This is a genomic window from Xanthomonas sp. DAR 34887, assembly GCF_041245805.1.
Taxonomy (GTDB): domain Bacteria; phylum Pseudomonadota; class Gammaproteobacteria; order Xanthomonadales; family Xanthomonadaceae; genus Xanthomonas_A; species Xanthomonas_A tesorieronis.
Genome location: NZ_CP162490.1, coordinates 4,121,710 through 4,141,012 on the forward strand (window position 1 = coordinate 4,121,710; position 19,303 = coordinate 4,141,012).

The window sequence follows — 19,303 nt, forward strand, 5'->3', positions numbered from 1 at the left end:
TGCCGGCGCCGCGGCCAGGCGCGTTACGATGGCAGCGGTCTCTCGCACGGAAGGTCGCCATGTCCAGTCGTTTCGCGCTGTTGCTGTGCTGCCTGTGCCTGTTCGCCGGCACCCTCGTCTTCAGCGGCTGCGCGCGCAGCGAAAGCGCCAGGCCCGCCGCGCCCGGTTTGCCGGTGAAGGTGGACACCACCTGCCGCACCGACGCCGACTGCGCGGTCAAGGACGTCGGCAACTGCTGCGGCGCGATGCCGGCCTGCGTCAACCGCGACAGCCCCACCGATCCGCAAGGCGTGATGGCGCAATGCCAGGCCAGCGGCCGCATGAGCGTGTGCGGCTCGCGCGCGGTCAGCGGTTGCCAGTGCGTGGCCGGGCAATGCAGCGCCAAGGGCATCCAAGCCGATACACTGCGCGACCCGCAACCTGCCGAACCCGTCCGCTGATGCTCTACGCGCAAGTCCACCTCACCCTGCCCGCCTGGATCCACGACGCGGTCGATCCGCAGGCGGTCTATCCCGGCGACGCCGACAAGGTGGCACTGGCGGTGGAACTGTCGCGGTTGAACGTGGACGCCGGCAGCGGCGGCCCGTTCGGCGCGGCGGTGTTCGGCCCGGACCATCGCATCATCTCGGTCGGGGTGAACCGGGTGGTGCCGCAGACCACCTCGCTGGCGCATGCCGAAAACATGGCCTACATGCTCGCCCAGCAACGGCTGCAGACGCCGCGGCTGAACGCGGCGCTGTCGCCGGTGACCCTGGCGACCTCGGCGCAACCGTGCTGCCAATGCTACGGCGCCACCATCTGGGCCGGCATCGACCGCCTGCTGATCGGCGCCAGCGCCGAGGACGTGATGGCACTGACGCCGTTCGACGAAGGCCCGCTGCCGGCGGACTGGATCGGCGAGCTCGAGCGCCGCGGCATCGACGTGGTGCGCGGCCTGCACCGCGACGCCGCCTGCGCGGTATTGCGCCGCTACGGCGAACTCGACAGCCCCCGCTACTGACCGCCGCCCGGCCAAGGCTTCCTCCATGTCCTCCCTGAACGGCCTGCTGTGCTACTGCCGGCAAGGCTTCGAGCCCGAGCTGGCGGCCGAACTGAACGACCGCGCCGCGCGCGCCGAGCTGCCCGCCTACGCGCGTACCGAACGCAACAGCGGCTACGCGCTGCTGCTCTGCGAGACCGCCTTGCCGCCGCGCGCACTGCCATGGCGCGGGCTGATCTTCGCGCGGCAGAAACTGCGCCTGCTGGCCGAACTGCGCGAGCTGGATCCCAGCGACCGGATCACGCCGATGCTGCAGGCGCTGGCCGGACATAGCCGCTTCGGCGACCTGTGGGTGGAGCATCCGGATTCGGACGAAGGCAAGCAGTTGTCCGGCCTGGCGCGCAGTTTCGGCAACGCGCTGCGTCCGGCGCTGCGCAAGGCCGGCCTGCTGAGCGACAAACCGCAGCCGAAGCTGCCGCGCCTGCACGTGTGCTTCCTCGCCGGCACCCACGCCCTGCTGGCCGTGGCCGACAGCGACGACAGCGCGCCGTGGCCGCTGGGCATTCCGCGCCTGAAACTGCTGACCGAGGCGCCCTCGCGCTCGGCGCTGAAACTGGAAGAGGCGTTGCTGGCGCTGCTGACGCCGGAGGAGCGCGAGACGCTGCTCAAGCCCGGCATGCGCGCCGCCGACCTGGGCGCCGCGCCCGGCGGCTGGACCTGGGTGCTGACCCGCCAGCACCTGCATGTGACCAGCGTCGACAACGGCCCGCTGCGCCAGCACGTGCTCGACAGCGGCCTGGTCGATCACCTGCGCGCCGACGGCTTCCACTGGAAGCCGCCGCAGGCGCTGGACTGGATGGTCTGCGACATGGTCGAACAACCGCGCCGCGTCGCCGAGCGCATGGGCACCTGGTTCCGCGAAGGCTGGTGCCGGCATGCGATCTTCAACCTCAAGCTGCCGATGAAGAAGCGCTGGGACGAGACCCAGCTGTGCCTGGACCTGTTCGCCGAGCGCGCCGAGCGCCCGCTGCAGATCCGCGCCAAGCAGCTGTACCACGACCGCGAAGAGATCACCGTGCTGGCGATGTCGGTCTGACGTTGCGGGCGCCCACTGCGCCCGCCAACAGCGCCTCCTGTAGGAGCGGCTTCAGCCGCGACAGGACGTTACCGGCGAGATCCTGTCGCGGCTGAAGCCGCTCCTACAGGAAATCGAAGCAAGCGTACCCAACGTCGCGCGGCCGTGGCCCCGCAACCACCGCGCCGCTACAGCACGATCCGCTTGCCGCCCTCGCGTGCGGAGCGCTGGATCGCATCGATCACGCGCATGTCGCGCAGGCCTTCCTCGCCCGGTGCGCGCAGCGGCGTGCCGTCGAGGATCGCCAGCGCGTCCTCGTCCATCTGCAGCGCCTGCTGGTGGCGCACCTTGGCATCGAACACGCGGCCGTCGCTGGCGCTGCCGCGGATGCCGTCGTAGCTCTGGAACGGCGCCAGTTCGTACCAGCCGCGCTCGCACTCGGCGCGCAGCCGGTTCATGTTGCGGCCGAAGCTGGTGGCGCAGTCGGCGAGCACCTCGTGCGGGAATTCCAGCTTGAACTGCATGTGCTCGTCGACCTCGTCGAACAGCGCCGGCCGGTCGGTGGAACGGTGCGCGCTGACCGCCAGCGGCTCGGCGCCGACCGTGTAGCGCGCCGCATTGAGCGAATACACGCCCATGTCGTACATCGCGCCGCCGCCGAACTGCGCGCGCAAGCGCCACGGCCGCTGCGCCGGATCGGTGTCGCCGTAGCCGTTGAAGCCGGCCTCGGCGCGCACCGTGCGCAGCGCGCCGAACGGGCGCTCGCCGGCCAGCGCGATGATCCGCCGCGTGTTCGGTTCGTGCTGCATGCGGTAGCCGATGCTCAGCCGCACCTTGTTGCGCGCGCAGGCGGCGATCATCGATTGCGCCTCGTCGGCATGCATCGCCATCGGCTTCTCGCACCACACGTGCTTGCCGGCCGCAGCCGCGCGCACGCTCAGCGGCGCATGCAGATGGGTCGGTGTGACCACGTAGACCACGTCGATGTCCGGGTTGTCGGCGATGCGCTCCAGGTCGTCGTAGTTGTAGACGTTGCGATCGGGAATGCGGTAGCGCGATTGCCACTGCGGAATCTTGTGCGGCGAGCCGGTGACGATGCCGGCCAGCCGGCAGTGCCTGGTCAGCGCCAGGCCCGGCGCCAGGCGCTCGGTGGCATAGCTGCCCAGCCCGACCAACGCCACCCCCAGCGGCTTCTTCGGCTTGCCGCGCGGGGCCGCCAACAGCGGCGATCCCAACAGCCCTGCGCCCGCCGCAGACAACCCGGCGAGCAGCACACGGCGACGATTCGGCGAGGACAGCGACATGCGGATCTCCCTGGCGCCCGGATGCGGACCGCCCGAACCTTAACGCATCCAGCGCCCTGCGTTGTGAGCGCCATCCCGGCCGCGCCGGCACGTCTGGCACACTGCGCGGCCCTGCATCGCTTCGGGTCGGTCCATGTCCATTCGCCTGCCGTTTCTCGCCGTTGCCGGCGCTGTGCTGCTGCTCGCCTGCGGCGCGGCGCCCGCCGCGGACGCCGACCTGTTCCGCGCCCGCGACCTGATCGGCGACGGCGTGTTCACCCACGGCATCGAAGGCCCGGCGAGCGGCCCGGACGGCGCGCTGTACGTGGTCAACTTCGGCCACGAAGGCAGCATCGGCCGGGTCGGCTTCGCCGCCGATGGCCGCGCGCAGGCCGCGCTGTTCGTGGACCTGCCCGCCGGCAGCATCGGCAACGGCATCCGTTTCGACCGCGCAGGGCGCATGTACGTGGCCGACTACGCCCAGCACCGCATCCTGCGCATCGCGCCGCACAGCACGCGCATCGAGGTCTATGCCACGCTGCCCGGCGCGTTCCAGCCGAACGACATCGCCATGGCGCCGGACGGCACCCTGTACGCCAGCGACCCGGACTGGAAAGGCAACGGCGGCCAGCTGTGGCGCATCGACCGCGACCGCAGCGCGCACCTGATCGAGACCGGCATGGGCACCACCAACGGCATCGAGGTCAGCCCCGACGGCAAGCGCCTGTACGTCAACGAGAGCGTGCAGCGCAGGATCTGGGTCTACGACCGCGCCGGCGACGGCAGCCTGTCCAACAAGCGCCTGCTGCTGGCGTTCCCCGATTTCGGCCTGGACGGCATGCGCTGCGACGCCGACGGCAATCTGTACCTGGCCCGCTACGATGCCGGCAAGGTGCTGGTGCTCGACCCCGCCGGCAAGGTCCTGCACGAGATCGCCACCAAGGGCCGCAAGCCCACCAACGTGGCCTTCGGCGGCAAGGACGGGCGCGACGTCTACGTGACCCTGCAGGACCGCGGCGCGATCGAGACCTTCCGCAGCGATCGCCGCGGGCGCGAATACGGCCGTTAATCCCTACAATGCCGTTGGGATGCGCATCGCATCGTCGTCTCAGTCCGCGCAATCGCGGTAGGGCATCCTGCCTGCACTGACTGGAGGGCCGCGCACATGCAGCCGATCGAACTGAAAGACCCGGCCGGCTTCGCCGACGAATTCCTGCGCCTGACCCTGTTGCAAGGGTTCCAGTCGCTGACCAAGCGCGACCTGGAGTTGCTGATCTTCGTGCTGCTGGAGCGCGACGGCGCGATCTCGCGCAGCGATTCCAACAACGCGGTGGCGCTGCGCCTGCGGGTGACCCCGGCCAAGGTGAAGGGCCTGCGCCGCGACGGCTATGCGCGCTGGCGCGCGCTGGTGCCCGAAGACGGCGACGCGGCCCTGGAGCGCATCGTGGCGACGGTGCTCACCGAAGACAACCTGCGCGCCGGGGCCAAGCACGTCAGCGAACGCAGCAAGAAGGAAGGCTTCCTGGCGATCCGCATCGAGCATCCGGACGACCAGCAGCGCTTCGAGCAGGCGATCGTCGATGTCGGCGCGATGCCGGTGTACGAGCGCAACCGCGACGTGGTCGCGGTGCGCTTCGACACCTTGCTGAAGATCGCCGAGCGCTGGGGTTACCTGCAGCCGGAACCGGAAAAGGTGGTGCGCGAGCTGGAGAAGCTCACCCCGACCGCCGAGGAAGTGGCGGACCTGTTGAAGAAGGACGTCGGCAAGCTACGCTGGGAGGATGTGCGCCGCGCGCTCAACAGCCTCGGCGCCAAGGCCATCGCCAGCACCGCCGAGGGCGGGCTGAAGGGACTGCTGAAGCTGGCGTTCCCGTTCATCCCCGGCTGAGCCCGCGGCGCTTTTCCACCATTCGCACCATCGGAGTCCGTTGTGTCCATGCCCCGCCGTTCGTCCCTGTTCCTCGCCCTCCTGCTCGCGGCCGCCACCGTGCCGGCCGCCGCGCAGAACCTGCGGTCCACCTCCAGCGCCGTCACCGAGCCGTTGCGCGACGTGCCGGTCGGTGTGGTGTCGCAGCCGCTGAGCAGCGGCGAGGTGACCCACCAGGTGCGGCTGGACATGCCACAGGGCCAGGCGCCGGTCACCGTGCGCACCATCCAGCCCGACCGCGTCGCCGGCAACTACCGCATCGATTTCGACGCGCTGGACAGCGACCACGATGGCTACATCAGCCGCAGCGAAGCGCAGGCCAACCCGGCGCTGGCCGACGAATTCGATGCGCTGGACCCGCAACGCCGCGGGCGCCTGAGCCGCGAGCAGCTGGCCGGTTGGCTGGCGCGGTAGCTGAAAGGGTTGGGATCGCGGGCCGGGGATTCCTAAGGGCCGGACTCCATGGCACCGGCAATGCACACGCATGGCCTTCGGCCCCGGTTACGGCGTCTTCGCAGCAGCCTTGCGCCATGCGGGTCCATATCTCCTTTCCGAGGACGCTTCGAGCGCGGATCGCGGCTGAAGTCCTCTCCATGCTTGAGATACACCTACGCGCCGAACGCGTCGTCGGGCAACGATCGAACACGACGTATCGTGGTGGAAGATCGCGCCCTGCAGATTGAACAAATCCCCGCGGCACGCGGCGGCGGCGAATGCGCATGCGCGGGACTGGATCCGGCTGTGGGAGAGCAATAGATCACCGATTGCACGCGACGCTGCATCGGCGACCTCATGTCCGTTCTGGCCTTCGCAGTGTCCGGCGAGCGCCTTCGGCCGACAGCGCGCAGCCGCACCATCACAGCCGGGCCACCGCGCTTCGGCGGCCAGCTGCCGATCTCGCATGCGGCTAGCGTCCGTGCAGGAGGGTGTCCAACCGGCGCCGGCCTTCTTCGATCGCCGCAACGCCGTGGCCTGCAGGAACGCTTTCGAACAGCGCTTTCCCGATCGCCATTCGGCGTTCGCTCAGCGCATCCTGCAACCTGACGAACAAGGTCGCGTCATCGACATGCCGCTGGAGTTCCACGATCTCCTCCGGCCGGTCCTGCAGCACGTGGAAGCAGTAGTTCATGAGAGTCATGTCCGACACAAACACGGCCTCGGCCGACTGCGAAGGACGCAGCGCGTCGACCAGCGCGGCGAAGATCCGCCCCCGGTCGTGGGCGTACGCACGCAGGAACACGTCCGGATACATGAGCTCGCCCGAACCCTCGCCCACCCCGAAGCGATGGACTGCGGCATCGGGCTCCGCCAGCAACCTGATCAGGCCCGCCTGATAGTCCTTGAGTATGTAGAACAGCGCCCGCTCCTTCCGGCTATCGGCCTTGATCGCCGCATAGGCCAGGTCGACCACCTCCAGGAACGGCACGAGACCCAGCGCATCGGTGGCCATCACCATCCGGTCGCCCTCGATGCCGAACCGGCGCCAGGTCTCGTCGTCGATGCTCAGTTCGAAAAGCAGGGCCCTGAGCAAAGCGCTCCTCAGCCGTGCCTGCGTATCGAGCGTGCCGTTCTTCATGTCGATCAACTGGATCAGGCAGAAGAACACGGCACGCTCGCCGTTGGTGCGCCGGCGGTTGTCGATCTCGAGCAGGTAGCCGAAGCGGGACAGCACCAGCAGCAGCGCATGGCAGTCCGCCTCGGTGAACCCCGTTTTCGCCATCGCCTTCTCGAATGCAGCGACTGAGAACAGGTCGTGCCAGCGGCTCGCCAGAACGGCCGACCCATCGCGCTTGCGCGCGGCCACGCAAAACAGCGACGGCTCGTCCTCCTTGTAGAACAGGGGGCCGAACTCCCTCGGGCACGGCCGGATGCCGAGCACGTTCTCGAGCTTATGGGCGAGCAGACCGAAGACGTCCATCTCAATCGTTGCGCATGCCTGCGTCCTCGTGCCGTCCGACCGCGACCGGTTACGCCCCCGACGCGCGCTTCCAGAACCCATGCAGCAGCATCGGCAGCTTGCCGGCCAGGCCGAGCAGCGGGCCGCGCAGCAGGGTCAGGTGCATCTCGTCGTTGGAAAACAGCCGGTTGATCGCATCGAAGCCGTAGGCGGCCACGGTGTTGTCGCTGCGACGGCTGCGCGCCCAGCGCGCCAGCCGGTGCGGCGCCGACCAGTCGACCCGCCGCGCCTGCGCCTGGCGCACCTGCGCGGCCAGCGCGGCGACGTCGCGCAGCCCGAGGTTGACGCCCTGCCCGGCCAGCGGATGCACCACGTGCGCGGCATCGCCCAGCACCAGCAGGCGGCCGCGGTGGTAGTCCTCCACCAGTTGCCGGCGCAGCGGGAAACCGACCCGCGGCGACAGTGCGCGCACCGCGCCCAGCCGCGCGCCGAAGGCCTGGGTCAGCTCGGCGCCGAACGCGGCGTCGTCCAGCGCCAGCACCCGCGCCGCCTCGGCCTCGGGCAGCGTCCACACGATCGAACTGCGGCCGTCGGCGAACGGCAGGAACGCCAGCGGGCCGCCGGGCAGGAAGCGCTGCCAGGCGGTGTCCTGGTGCGGCAGCTCGGTGTGCACGAAGGCGACCACGCCGCGCTGGCCGTAGTCGTGCGCCGGCGCGTCCAGCCCGGCCAGGCCGCGCAGCGTGGAATCGGCGCCGTCGGCGGCGATCGCCAGGCGCGCGTCGAGCCGGCTGCCGTCGTCCAGGCGCAGGCGCACGCGCTCTTCCGCCATCTCCACCGCCTCGACCCGCGCCGGGCAGTGCAGTTGCACCCCGGCCGCCGGCAGAGCCGCCCACAGTTGTTCGACCAGCAACGCGTGCTCGACGATCCAGCCCAACTGATCGCGGCCCAGCGCATCGGCATCGAAGTCCAGCTCGCCACCGCCACCGGCATCCCACACGCGCATGCGCCGGTAGGCCTGCGCGCGCCGCGCCAGCACCTGCGGCCACACGCCCAGCGCCTGCAGCAGCGCGGCGTTGTCCGGGGCGAACGCGTACACGCGCAGGTCCGGCTCGGCCGGCGACCAGCGCGGCGGCTCGCGGCCCTCGACCAGCGCCACCGCCAGGCCTTCGCCGGCCAGCGCCAACGCGCAGGCGGCGCCGACCACGCCACCGCCGACCACCACCACATCCAGCACGCCGCGCCGGCTCATGGCGTCGCCTCCCGACACAGTTGCGGCACTTCGCCGCGGAAGCCCATCGCGCCGCCGACCAGGAACGACTGCAGCGGCGCGGCCTGCGCGGCCGCCAGCAAGCCCAGGCTGCGCAGCGGGCGCAGCAGCGGCGCCGGGTTGGCGGTCAGCCGCGCCAGGCCGCCGGAGAAGGTGACGGTGCGCTGCCGGTCCTGCTCGCGACGCTGCGCGTACTGCTGCAGCAGCGCCGGCGCGCCGGGATCGGTGCGATCGCGCTCGATCAGCTCGGCCAGGGTCAGCGCGTCGCGCAGGCCCAGGTTGAAACCCTGCGCGCCCAGTGGATGCAGCGTCTGCGCGGCATTGCCGAGCAGCACCGCGCGCGCGTCGGTCAGGCGCCCGGCCAGCACCTGCACGATCGGGTAGGCGCTGCGCTCGCCGCTGCCCAGCAGGCGGCCGACGCGCCAGCCCAGCGCCTCCTGCAGGCGCTGCAGCCAGCCGGCCTCGTCGAGCGCGGCCACCGCGTCGGCGTGCTCGGCGGCGACCGCGTGGATCGCGCCGTAGTGGCGATCGCCGCGCGGCAGCAACGCGGTCGGGCCGTCGTCGCGGAACCGCTCGTAGGCGGTGCCGTCGGGTTGGCGGCTGCCGCGCACCCGCGCCACGAACAGGGTCTGGCCGAAATCGTGGCGGGCGGCATCGATGCCCAGCGCGCCGCGCACCGCGCTGGCGCTGCCGTCGGCACCGACCAGCAGCCGCGTCTGCAGCACGTGGGTCGCGCCATCCTGGGCGATGCGCACCGAGCGCAGCCCTGCCTCCTGGTCCGCCTCCAGCGCCAGGAACTGCGCCGGCCGGTAACGGCTGACGTGGGAGGCTTCGGCCAGCCGCGCTTCCAGCGCCTCGCCGAAATCGCGCGCCACCACCACCTGCCCGAACGCCTCGCGCCCATAGTCGGCCGCCTCCAGCCGCACCCGGCCGAAATCGCCTTCGCGGCTGACGTGGATGCGCCGGATCGGTCCGGTCGGCGCGCGCAACCGCTGCATCACCCCCAGCGCGCCCAGCGCGTTGACCGTGGCCGCGGCGAAGCTGAGATTGCGCTGGTCGAACACCGGCGGCAGCGCGCCCGGCGGCGCGGCCTCGATCAGGCCCACGTCCACGCCCAGGCGGTCCAGCGCGATGGCCAGGCTGGCGCCGACCAGCCCGCCGCCAACGATCACTACGTCATGTCGTTTGCTCATCCGGCCATGATACGGCCGGGGACCGAATCGTCGGTGATCGCAACGCCGTGCCGGCTGCGCGCGCCCGGCCCGCGCGGCGCCGCGGCCGGGCCGCCGCCAGGCGCGCGCCCAGGCGCGCCGCTTCCAGTAGAATCGGCGGTCTCCGTAAACCGGTGCCCGCCCGCCATGACTCCTACCAGCCACCGCCTTCCCGCCCTGCTCCTGCTGGCAGCGCTGCTGGCCGCGACCCGCATCAACCACTTCGGCGCGATCCCGGACGCCTCCTGGGCGGTGTTCTTCGTCGGCGGCTTCTATCTGCGCGGCTGGACCCGCTGGGCGTTCCCGGCACTGATGGCGCTGGCGGTGCTGATCGACTACCTGGTGATCCGTGGCCAGGGCCTGGACTTTTGGCAGCACTACTGCGTGTCGCCGGCCTACTGGTGCCTGATCCCGGCCTACTTCGCGCTGTGGGCCGGCGGCAGCTGGCTGGCGCAGCGCTACCGCGGCGCCGGCTGGCGCGTGCTGGGCCTGACCGCGGCCAGCCTGGTGGTGGCGGTGGCGGTGTGCCACCTGATCGCGCAGGGCAGCTTCTACTGGGTCAGCCGCAGCGTGCCGAACCCGACCATCGCCGGCTGGTGGCAGAACTACAGCGACTGGCTGCTGCCCTATCTGGGCAGCGCAGCGCTGTACACCGCGCTGGTGGCGGCGGTCCAGGTCGGGATCGAGCAGCTGGCGCGGCTGGGCCAGCGTGGCCAGCCCGCCGGCCACTGAGCCCGGGCCCGGCCTCGACGATGGGCAATCGCCTCTCCAAGATCTACACCCGCACCGGCGACGACGGCAGCACCGGCCTGGGCGACGGCAACCGGGTCGGCAAGGATTCGGCGCGGGTGGCCGCCTACGGCACCGTCGACGAGGCCAATTCGGCGATCGGCGTGGTCCTGGCCTGTCCGCTGGCCGACGACGTGCGCAACCTGCTGACCGCGATCCAGCACCAGTTGTTCGACCTGGGCGGCGAGCTGTGCATCCCCGGCCATGCCGCGATCCACGACGCCGACATCGATGCGCTCGAGCAGCACCTGGACCGCTACAACGACACCCTGCCCGCGCTGAAGGACTTCATCCTGCCGGCCGGCGGCGAGGCCGCGGCGCGCTGCCACCTGGCGCGCACCATCGTGCGCCGCGCCGAGCGCGAGACGGTGGCGCTGTCGCGGCAGGACGCGGTGCGGCCGGAGGCGGTGCGCTACCTCAACCGCCTGTCCGACCTGCTGTTCGTGCTGGCGCGGGTGCTGGCCCGGGCCGATGGCCAGGGCGAAGTGCTGTGGCACCACGACCGCCGCCAGGCCTGAGCGGCAGCGGCGGCGCGCGGACCGGGCGGTAGGCATGCTGATCTACACCCATCCCGCCTGCCTGGGCCATGAGCCCGGTCCGGAACACCCGGAGCGGCCGGAACGCCTGCAGGCCGTCACCGCGGCGCTGCGCGAGGCCTTTCCCGACCTGGCGTGGCGCGAAGCGCCGCTGGCCAAGCTCGGCGACCTGGCCCGGGTCCACGAGCGCGAGCTGATCGACAGCGTCCTGGCCGACCTCGACGGCAAGCGCATGCTCGACGTGGACACGGTGATCTCGCCCGGCTCGCGCGCCGCCGCCCTGCGCGCCGCCGGCGCGGGCCTGGCCGCGGTGGACGCGGTGATGCGCGGCGAGACCGACACCGCCTTTTGCGCGGTGCGCCCGCCCGGCCACCACGCCACCGCCACCACCGCGATGGGCTTCTGCCTGTTCAACAACGTCGCCGTCGCCGCCGCCCACGCCCGCGACACGCACGGCCTGGAACGGATCGCCATCGTCGACTTCGATGTGCATCACGGCAACGGCACCCAGGCGATCTTCGAACGCGATCCGCACGTGCAGTACCTGAGCACCCACCAGTCCGGGCTGTTTCCGAATTCCGGCGGAGTCCACGACCGCGGCGTCGGCAACCTGCACAACGCGCTGTTGCCGCCGGGCAGCGGCGGCTTCCGCTTCCGCAACACCTGGGCCGACCAGATGCTGCCGCTGCTGGACGCGTTCAAGCCGCAGCTGCTGCTGATCTCGGCCGGGTTCGATGCGCATATGCGCGACCCGCTGGCCGACCTGATGCTGGAAACCGAAGACTTCGGCTGGCTCACCGCAGAGCTGCGCGCGCTGGCCGAACGGCATGCGCGCGGCCGCGTGGTGTCGCTGCTGGAGGGCGGTTACGACCTGCAGGCGCTGCGCGAATGCAGCGTCGCCCACGTCGACGCGCTGCGCTGAGCCCGGCCCGGGCGGATGAACCCCGTCCCCCGACCGGGGGACGTCTTCATTGCCCCCATGCATGGGATGGGGCAAGCTAGCGGTCGTTTTAGCCCGATACCTGACGCGCGTGCGCCGAGCCCTCCGCCTGCTACCCCTTCCGTTCAGTATCGCTCTCTGCCTGCCGGCGATGGCGGCCGAGAAGCCGCCCAATTGGGGCCTGTGCCCGACCCCGGACGTGCTGCCCAAGTTCGACGACGCACCCAAGGTCGACCCCAAGCTGGCGGCGATCCGCGATCAGCAGCCGACCGATATCGTCGGCGACAAGCTGTCCGGCACCACCACCATCCCGAACTACACCGGCAATGTCGCGCTCAAGCGCGGCGACCAGTTCATGGGCACCGACAGCCTGCGCGTGGATACCGAGACCGGCAATTACATTGCCGAGGGCCACGTGCGCTACCAGGATTCGTCGATCCGCATGGTCGCCGACCGCGCCGAAGGCAACCAGGACACAGACACCCACAAGATCACCAACATCCGCTACCAGCTGATCGAGCGCCGCGGCAACGGCAAGGCCGATTCGGTCGACCTGCAGGGCGCGCTGGGACAGATGCACCGCTCCACCTACACCACCTGCGATCCCTCGCAGCAGGTGTGGCAACTGCATGCGCCGGAGATCGACGTCGACAACGACGAGGGCTTCGGCACCGCGCGCAACGCGATCCTGAAGATCTACAACGTACCGATCCTGTACGCGCCGTGGTTCAAGTTCCCGATCGACGACCGACGCACCAGCGGCTTCCTGTTCCCGGCCATCGGCTTCTCCAGCCGCAACGGCTTCGACTACATGCAGCCGTACTATCTGAACCTGGCGCCGAACTACGACGCCACCCTGTATCCGCGTTACATGAGCTCGCGCGGCTTCATGTTCGGCAGCGAATTCCGCTATCTGTACGAAGGCGGCAAGGGCGAGATCCAGGCGACCTACATGCCGGACGACCAGTTGCGCGACAAGGACCGCGGCAAGTTCGAATACCAGGGCTACCACAACCTGGATGCGCACTGGCAGGCGCGCGCCTCGGTGGCCTGGGTCAGCGACGAGCGCTATACGGAAGACTTCTCCAACCGCCTGCTCGGCAACGCGGTGTCCAACCTGCAGAGCACGGTCGGCATCTACGGCACCGGCGAGACCTGGACCGCCGGGTTGATGGCCGACCGCTGGCAGCTGACCGACTACACCCTGACCGAGTCCGCGCTGCCGTACAACCGCCAGCCGCGCGCGTTCTTCAACTGGGACCAGTCCTTCGGCAACTATTTCGAGGCTGGCCTCTACAGCGAAGCGGTGCGCTTCGTGCACGACGATGTCCATGAGAAAACCACGGACGGTACTTATGAACGTACCGGCAATGTCACCGAAATGCCCGGCGGCACCCGCCTGGATCTCAAGCCCTACATCTCGATGCCGCTGGCCGGCGCGGCGTGGTTCCTGAAGCCGACCGTGGCCTGGCGCTACACCACCTACCAGCTGGACAAGGATCTGGCCGCGACGCTGGGCGGCGACACCTCGCCCTCGCGCAGCCTGCCGATCGCCACGGTCGATGCCGGCCTGTACTTCGACCGCGACACCAAGTTCGGCGGCACCAACTACCTGCAGACCCTCGAGCCGCGGCTGTTCTACCTGTACACGCCGTACCGCAACCAGGACGATCTGCCGATCTTCGATACGCGCGAGTTCACCTTCAGCTGGGGCCAGCTGTTCCGCGATTCGCGCTATACCGGCGCCGATCGCCAGAACGACGCCAACCAGATGACCTTGGCGCTGAGCTCGCGCCTGCTGCGCCAGGACGACGGCCAGGAAAAGTTGTCGGTCAGCCTCGGCCAGATCCTGTACTTCAACGATTCCAGGGTCAGCCTGCCCGGCAGCGACACCACCATCGAGCAGGGCAAGTCGGCATGGGTCGCCGACGCCAACTACATGATCAACGACCGCTGGACGATGGGCGCCACCTACCAGTGGGATCCCAAGTACCGGCGCAAGGACCTGGCCAGCTTCCGCACCCGCTATCTGCTGCCGGGCGACGGCATCATCAACGTCGGCTACCGCTTCCGCCGCGACCTGCTGGAGCAGACCGACGTGTCGGTGCTGTACCCGATCAACCCGACCTGGAGCCTGGTCGGGCGCCACTACTATTCACTGGAAGACAAGAAGCCGCTGGAGATCATCGCCGGCGTACAGTGGGACAGTTGCTGCCTGGCCGTGCGCGCACTGGCACGGCGCTACGTGCGCAACCGCGAAGGCGATCTGGACACCGCGCTGCAGGTAGAGTTCGTCCTGAAGGGCCTTTCCTCGCTGGGCCAGGACACGGACCGCGTTCTGCGCCGTGCTATTCTCGGCTACAACCGCGACGACCTGTACTTGGTCCCGCCCAGCAACACCACGACCGATCCGGACGCTTACGATCCGAACCTGATTCCATGACCAAGACCCTCTCTGCTTTCCTCGTCACCTTGCTGGCGATCGCCGGCGTGTCCGCTCCGGCTGCCGCGCAACAAACCCAACCACTGGACCGCATCGCCGCGGTCGTCGACGAGGATGTCGTACTGCAGAGCGAACTGGATCGTGCCGTTCGCAACGTGAAGGCGCAGTATTCCGGCCGCGAGGCGCAGCTGCCGCCGGACAACGTGCTGCAACGCCAGGTGCTCGAGCGCCTGGTGCTGGTCAAGCTGCAGGTGGCGCGCGCCAACAGCACCGGCATCCGCGTCGGCGACGACGAACTGAACCGCGCCATCGGCAGCATCGCCCAGCAGAACGGCACCGACGTGGACGGCCTGCGCAAGAAGCTCGCCGCCGACGGCATGGCGTTCGACGATTTCCGCAACTCGGTGCGCGACGAGATCACCGTGCAGCGCCTGCGTCAGAGCTTCGCGCAGAGCCGCATCAACGTCAGCGAGAGCGAAGTGGACGCGGCGCTGGCGCAGCAGGCCACCACCGGCGCCCAGTACCACCTGGCGCACATCCTGGTCGGCCTGCCGGAAGGCGCCACCGCCGACCAGATCAAGACCGGGCAGAGCAAGATCGACGGGGTCAAGAACCTGATCGACAAGGGCGAGATCGATTTCAGCGCGGCTGCCGTGCGTTATTCCGACAGCCCCAACGCGCTGGAAGGCGGCGACCTCGGCTGGCGCAGCCTGGACGAAATCCCCAACGCCTTCGCGCAGCTGATCCGCGACATGAAGCCGGGCCAGGTCGCCGGCCCGCTGCGCGGCCCCAGCGGCTTCCAGCTGCTGAAGCTGGTCGAGATCCGCGATGCCTCGGCCAACCCGGAAAAGAAGACGGTCACCGAGTACCACGCCCGCCACATCCTGATCCGCGTCAACGAGGCGCAGCCGGATGCCGCCGCCAAGGCCAAGATCGAGACCTTGCGCGCGCGCATCGCCGGCGGCGCCGACTTCCAGGCGGTGGCCAAGGAGTCCTCCGACGACGCCAACAGCCGCGGCCAGGGCGGCGATCTGGGCTGGTTCCCGGCCGACGCGTTCGGCCCGGACTTCGGTCACCAGATCGAAGGCCTGAGCGACAACCAGATCTCGCAGCCGTTCCGCACCGAGGCCGGCTGGCACATCGTGCAGCGCGTCGCCACGCGCCAGACCGACGTGACCAGCGACACCCAGCGCGCCCAGGTCCGCGAAACCATCGGCCGCCGCAAGCTGGAGGAAGAGTACAACCGCTTCCTGCAGGAAATGCGCGGCGAAGCCTATGTGAACCTGCGCGTCGGCGGTGCCGAGAGCTCGGCCGCGCCTGCGGCCGACGCCACCGCGCCGGCGGCAACTCCGGCACCGGCCGCCACCAAGCCGTAAGCCGTGCTGCCCTCGCTCGCGCTGGTGCCGGGCGAGCCGGCCGGGATCGGCCCGGAGCTGTGCGTGCGGCTGGCGCAACAGCCGCGCCGCGACTGCCACCTGCTGGCCTTCGCCGATCCCGACACCTTGCGCGCCGCTGCTGCGGCGCTGTCGCTGCCGCTGCAGCTGCTTCCCGAATCCGCCCCCGCGCTGGCCCCCGGCGACCTGCGCCTGCGCGCGGTCGGCAATGCCGTGCCCAGCCGTTTCGGCCACACCGAACCGGCCAATGCCGCGGCGGTGATCGGCGCGCTGACCCAGGCCGCCGACGCCTGCCTGCGCGGCGAACTGGCCGGCCTGGTCACCGGCCCGGTGCACAAGGCCGCGATCAACGACGGCGGCATCGCCTACACCGGCACCACCGAACTGCTCGCCCGCCACGCCGGGCGGGAGGTGGTGATGATGCTGGCCAACGACATCGTGCGCGTGGCCCTGGCCACCACCCACCTGCCGTTGCGCGCGGTCGCCGACGCCCTGACGCCGGCCTTGCTGGAGCGCTGCCTGCGCATCGTCCACGCCGCGCTGCGCAGCGAATTCGGCATCGCCACGCCGGTCATCGCCGTGCTCGGGCTCAACCCGCATGCCGGCGAAGACGGGCATCTGGGCCGCGAAGAAATCGAGGTGATGGCGCCGGTCCTCGCCGCCTTGCGTGCCGAAGGCATGCAACTGGTCGGCCCGCTGCCGGCCGACACCGCGTTCCTGCCGCAGAAACTGGCCGGCTTCGACACGGTGCTGGCGATGTACCACGACCAGGGCCTGCCGGTGCTCAAGTACAGCGGCTTCGAGCAGGCGGTGAACCTGACCCTGGGCCTGCCCTACCCGCGCGTGGCGGTCGATCACGGCACCGCGCTGGAGCTGGCCGGCCGCGGCATCGCCGACCCGTCGAGCCTGTTCGCCGCGGTCGCGCAATGCGCGCAGCTGGCCGCGCGCCGCGCGCTTGTGTAGGAGCGGCTTCAGCCGCGACCGAGCGTCACCGGTAGCCCGGTCGCGGCTGATGGCCCGAGGCCACCCGGAGCGGCTCCTACAGGGCGCTGCGCGCCATCCCGGCCGCATCCCGATAAGATGCCCGCATGACTTCCTATTCCGGCTTCAGCGCCCCGGCCAAGAAATCGCTTGGCCAGCACTTCCTCAGCGACCGCCACTACATCGACAGCATCGTGCGCGCGGTGAATCCAAAGCCCGACGACCTGCTGGTGGAGATCGGCCCCGGCCAGGGCGCGATCACCTTCCCGCTGCTGCGCCGCCACGGCCGCCTCACCGTGATCGAATTCGACCGCGACCTGATCGCGCCGCTGACCGCTGCGGCGGAAGGGGTCGGCGCGCTGACCATCCTCAACCGCGACGTGCTGTCGGTGGATTTCGCCGACCTGGCCGGCGACGGCCGCATCCGCCTGGTCGGCAACCTGCCCTACAACATCTCCTCGCCGATCCTGTTCCATGCGCTGGACCATGCCGCGGCGATCGCCGACATGCACTTCATGCTGCAGAAGGAAGTGGTCGACCGCATGGCCGCGGGGCCGGGCAGCAAGGTCTACGGCCGCCTCAGCGTGATGCTGCAGGCGTACTGCGAGGTGACCTCGCTGTTCATGGTGCCGCCCGGCGCGTTCCGGCCGCCGCCGAAAGTGGATTCGGCGGTGGTGCGGCTGGTGCCGCGTGCGCCGCAGGACATCGGCATCGCCGACCGGCAGCGCTTCGCCGACGTGGTGCGCGCGGCGTTCGGGCAGCGTCGCAAGACCTTGCGCAATGCGTTGGGCGGGGTCTGCGATGCGGCCCAGTTCGAGGCCGCCGGGGTACGCCCCGATGCCCGCGCCGAGCAACTGGAGGTCGCCGACTTCGTGCGCCTGGCCAACGTCGCACAGGCCTGAATTTCCTGACCGCGCGTCGCAGCGCGGTCCGCATCTCTTCGCGCCACGCGGCCGCGAGGCACTCACACGAAGGCCGCAGCAACCGCGGATCGCACTGCGCGGCTGGCTGACGACACGCGCACAGCGTGCAGCGGCCGCAACGCGCGCTGCCTGCATGCGCTCGTGGACAGGCCAGCAGTCCATTCCTGTGCCGGCTTTGCTTACACTGTGAGGCATGAACGATGACGCCCCCTATCGGATCGAGGTCGAAGTGTCGCCCCGGTTCCTCGACGACCAATCGGCGCCGGAGGACGGACGCTACGCGTTCGCCTACACGATCCGCATCCACAACCGCGGCCGCGTCGCCGCGCGGCTGATCGCCCGACACTGGGAAATCACCGACGGCAACGGCCGCGTGGAGCGCGTGGACGGCGACGGCGTGGTCGGCGAACAGCCGCGGCTGCGTCCCGGCGAGGACTTCCGCTACACCTCCGGGCTGATGCTGGAAACCGAACACGGCACGATGCGCGGCCACTACGACATGGAAGCCGACGACGGCACCCATTTCGTCGCGCCGGTCGCACCGTTCGTGCTGACCGTGCCGCGGACCCTGCACTGATGGCGCCCGCATGAGCGTTTGGGCCATTGGCGACCTGCAGGGTTGCTACGACATCACCCAGCGGCTGCTGGAAAAGATCCGCTTCGACCCGGCGGTGGACCGGCTTTGGTTCTGCGGCGACCTGGTCAACCGCGGCGGCCAATCGCTGGAAACCCTGCGCCTGGTGCACTCGCTGCGCGAGTGCAGCGTGGTGGTGCTGGGCAACCACGACCTGTCGCTGCTGGCGATCGGCGAACGCAGCCCGGACGAGCAGCGCAAGGTCAATCCGGACCTGCAGCGCATCGTGCTGGCCGAGGACCGCGACGAACTGCTGACCTGGCTGCGCATGCAGAAACTGCTGCACGCCGACCGCGAGCTGGGCTGGATGATGATCCACGCCGGCCTGGCGCCGAAGTGGACCACCACCCTGGCCGAGAAGCATGCGCGCGAAGTCGAGCAGCAGCTGCACGGCAGCGGCTACCGCAAGCTGTTCCGCAACATGTACGGCGATCGCCCGGCCTGGTCGCCGGGGCTGACCGGCTACGACCGCTCGCGCGCGATCATCAACCTGTTCACCCGCGCCCGCTATTGCACCCCGCGCGGGCGCATCGCGATCGAGGAAAAAGGCACCCCGGGCACCCAGGCGCAGGGCCTGTATCCGTGGTTCGAGGTGCCGGGCCGCGCCGAGCGCGACCTGAAGATCGTCTGCGGCCACTGGTCCACGCTGGGCCTGACCATCACCCAGGGCGTGCACGCGATCGACACCGGCGCGGTCTGGGGCGGCAAGCTCACCGCGTTGCGCCTGGACAGCGAAGACCTGCAGGTGGTGCAGGTGCCGGGACGCCCGATCGAAGGGCCGCCGCCGGTGCCGCGCGCGCGGCCGCCGCGGCGCCGCTCGGGCGGCGGGCGCGGCACGGGTGGCGGCGCGGCTGCACCGCCCGCGCCCGCGCAGGACTGACAGCTGGGCGCGGCAGGCAGGCCTGCAGGAGTGCCGCCCATTTCCGATCCACATGCTGCTCTCTGTAGGAGCGGCTTCAGCCGCGACAGGCGCTACCGGTAGTGCCTGTCGCGGCTGAAGCCGCTCCTACAAAAAACAACACCC

At 70.2% G+C, this 19,303-nt stretch carries 19 protein-coding genes; 15 read left to right on the forward strand and 4 right to left on the reverse strand.

From position 1 onward, the window contains the following. Positions 1 to 59 precede the first annotated feature (59 nt). Genes AB3X08_RS17585 through rlmM form a run of 3 tightly spaced genes read left to right on the forward strand, consistent with a single transcriptional unit; the run spans position 60 to position 2,075 of the window. Entirely contained in the window at positions 60 to 440 is a 381-nt protein-coding gene (locus tag AB3X08_RS17585; RefSeq protein ID WP_369934051.1) for a hypothetical protein, read from the forward strand. Next, positions 440 to 1,000 carry a nucleoside deaminase gene (locus tag AB3X08_RS17590; RefSeq protein WP_369934052.1) on the forward strand — a complete coding sequence of 187 codons (561 nt, stop codon included), beginning with the start codon at positions 440 to 442 and terminating at the stop codon, positions 998 to 1,000. The genes AB3X08_RS17585 and AB3X08_RS17590 overlap by 1 nt, the downstream gene beginning before the upstream one ends. 34 nt (positions 1,001 to 1,034) lie before the next feature. Further along, entirely contained in the window at positions 1,035 to 2,075 is a 1,041-nt protein-coding gene (gene rlmM / locus AB3X08_RS17595; RefSeq protein ID WP_369938563.1) for a 23S rRNA (cytidine(2498)-2'-O)-methyltransferase RlmM, read from the forward strand. Positions 2,076 to 2,242: 167 nt separating this feature from the next. Here rlmM and AB3X08_RS17600 read toward each other — a convergent pair whose 3' ends face one another. Then, positions 2,243 to 3,358, reverse strand: a complete 1,116-nt coding sequence (locus AB3X08_RS17600) for a Gfo/Idh/MocA family protein (RefSeq protein WP_369934053.1) — start codon at positions 3,356 to 3,358, stop codon at positions 2,243 to 2,245. Positions 3,359 to 3,491: 133 nt separating this feature from the next. On the opposite strand from AB3X08_RS17600, the gene AB3X08_RS17605 reads away from it, so the two are divergent. The 3 genes from AB3X08_RS17605 (at position 3,492) to AB3X08_RS17615 (ending at position 5,678) form a co-directional block, all read left to right on the forward strand. After that, positions 3,492 to 4,406, forward strand: a complete 915-nt coding sequence (locus AB3X08_RS17605; RefSeq protein ID WP_369934054.1) for an SMP-30/gluconolactonase/LRE family protein — start codon at positions 3,492 to 3,494, stop codon at positions 4,404 to 4,406. A gap of 96 nt (positions 4,407 to 4,502) precedes the next feature. Beyond that, positions 4,503 to 5,225 carry a hypothetical protein gene (locus AB3X08_RS17610; protein ID WP_179568235.1) on the forward strand — a complete coding sequence of 241 codons (723 nt, stop codon included), beginning with the start codon at positions 4,503 to 4,505 and terminating at the stop codon, positions 5,223 to 5,225. A gap of 48 nt (positions 5,226 to 5,273) precedes the next feature. Further along, complete coding sequence (locus AB3X08_RS17615; protein ID WP_369934055.1) at positions 5,274 to 5,678, forward strand: EF-hand domain-containing protein; 405 nt, start codon at positions 5,274 to 5,276, stop codon at positions 5,676 to 5,678. 493 nt (positions 5,679 to 6,171) lie between these two features. On the opposite strand, the gene AB3X08_RS17620 is transcribed toward AB3X08_RS17615, so the two are convergent. The 3 genes from AB3X08_RS17620 to ubiH are packed head-to-tail and all read right to left on the reverse strand — an operon-like array spanning position 6,172 to position 9,621. Then, complete coding sequence (locus AB3X08_RS17620; RefSeq protein WP_369934056.1) at positions 6,172 to 7,182, reverse strand: hypothetical protein; 1,011 nt, start codon at positions 7,180 to 7,182, stop codon at positions 6,172 to 6,174. A gap of 49 nt (positions 7,183 to 7,231) precedes the next feature. Further along, positions 7,232 to 8,410 (reverse strand): UbiH/UbiF family hydroxylase, encoded by a 1,179-nt coding sequence (locus AB3X08_RS17625; protein WP_369934057.1) that lies wholly within the window; start codon positions 8,408 to 8,410, stop codon positions 7,232 to 7,234. Next, on the reverse strand, positions 8,407 to 9,621 hold the full coding sequence (gene ubiH / locus AB3X08_RS17630) for a 2-octaprenyl-6-methoxyphenyl hydroxylase (RefSeq protein ID WP_369934058.1): 1,215 nt from the start codon (positions 9,619 to 9,621) through the stop codon (positions 8,407 to 8,409). Before ubiH ends, AB3X08_RS17625 begins: the two co-directional genes overlap by 4 nt. Positions 9,622 to 9,786: 165 nt before the next feature. Between ubiH and AB3X08_RS17635 the strand changes: the two genes are divergently transcribed. The 9 genes from AB3X08_RS17635 to AB3X08_RS17675 all read left to right on the forward strand — a co-directional run bounded on the left by AB3X08_RS17635 (position 9,787) and on the right by AB3X08_RS17675 (position 19,159). Beyond that, on the forward strand, positions 9,787 to 10,371 hold the full coding sequence (locus tag AB3X08_RS17635) for a hypothetical protein (protein WP_369934059.1): 585 nt from the start codon (positions 9,787 to 9,789) through the stop codon (positions 10,369 to 10,371). 20 nt (positions 10,372 to 10,391) lie between these two features. After that, positions 10,392 to 10,946 carry a cob(I)yrinic acid a,c-diamide adenosyltransferase gene (locus AB3X08_RS17640; RefSeq protein ID WP_369934060.1) on the forward strand — a complete coding sequence of 185 codons (555 nt, stop codon included), beginning with the start codon at positions 10,392 to 10,394 and terminating at the stop codon, positions 10,944 to 10,946. A 34-nt stretch (positions 10,947 to 10,980) separates the two neighbouring features. After that, complete coding sequence (locus AB3X08_RS17645) at positions 10,981 to 11,886, forward strand: histone deacetylase family protein (RefSeq protein ID WP_369934061.1); 906 nt, start codon at positions 10,981 to 10,983, stop codon at positions 11,884 to 11,886. Positions 11,887 to 11,995: 109 nt separating this feature from the next. After that, complete coding sequence (gene lptD / locus AB3X08_RS17650) at positions 11,996 to 14,347, forward strand: LPS-assembly protein LptD (protein ID WP_369934062.1); 2,352 nt, start codon at positions 11,996 to 11,998, stop codon at positions 14,345 to 14,347. Continuing rightward, positions 14,344 to 15,723 (forward strand): peptidylprolyl isomerase, encoded by a 1,380-nt coding sequence (locus tag AB3X08_RS17655; RefSeq protein ID WP_369934063.1) that lies wholly within the window; start codon positions 14,344 to 14,346, stop codon positions 15,721 to 15,723. The genes lptD and AB3X08_RS17655 overlap by 4 nt, the downstream gene beginning before the upstream one ends. 3 nt (positions 15,724 to 15,726) lie before the next feature. Continuing rightward, entirely contained in the window at positions 15,727 to 16,704 is a 978-nt protein-coding gene (gene pdxA, locus AB3X08_RS17660) for a 4-hydroxythreonine-4-phosphate dehydrogenase PdxA (RefSeq protein ID WP_369934064.1), read from the forward strand. Between the two features lie 125 nt (positions 16,705 to 16,829). Continuing rightward, positions 16,830 to 17,624 (forward strand): 16S rRNA (adenine(1518)-N(6)/adenine(1519)-N(6))-dimethyltransferase RsmA, encoded by a 795-nt coding sequence (gene rsmA, locus AB3X08_RS17665; RefSeq protein WP_369934065.1) that lies wholly within the window; start codon positions 16,830 to 16,832, stop codon positions 17,622 to 17,624. Between the two features lie 214 nt (positions 17,625 to 17,838). Further along, positions 17,839 to 18,222: a Co2+/Mg2+ efflux protein ApaG gene (gene apaG, locus AB3X08_RS17670; RefSeq protein WP_145705570.1), complete on the forward strand. Its 384-nt coding sequence runs from the start codon at positions 17,839 to 17,841 to the stop codon at positions 18,220 to 18,222. Between the two features lie 10 nt (positions 18,223 to 18,232). Then, on the forward strand, positions 18,233 to 19,159 hold the full coding sequence (locus AB3X08_RS17675; RefSeq protein ID WP_369934066.1) for a symmetrical bis(5'-nucleosyl)-tetraphosphatase: 927 nt from the start codon (positions 18,233 to 18,235) through the stop codon (positions 19,157 to 19,159). Positions 19,160 to 19,303 lie beyond the last annotated feature (144 nt).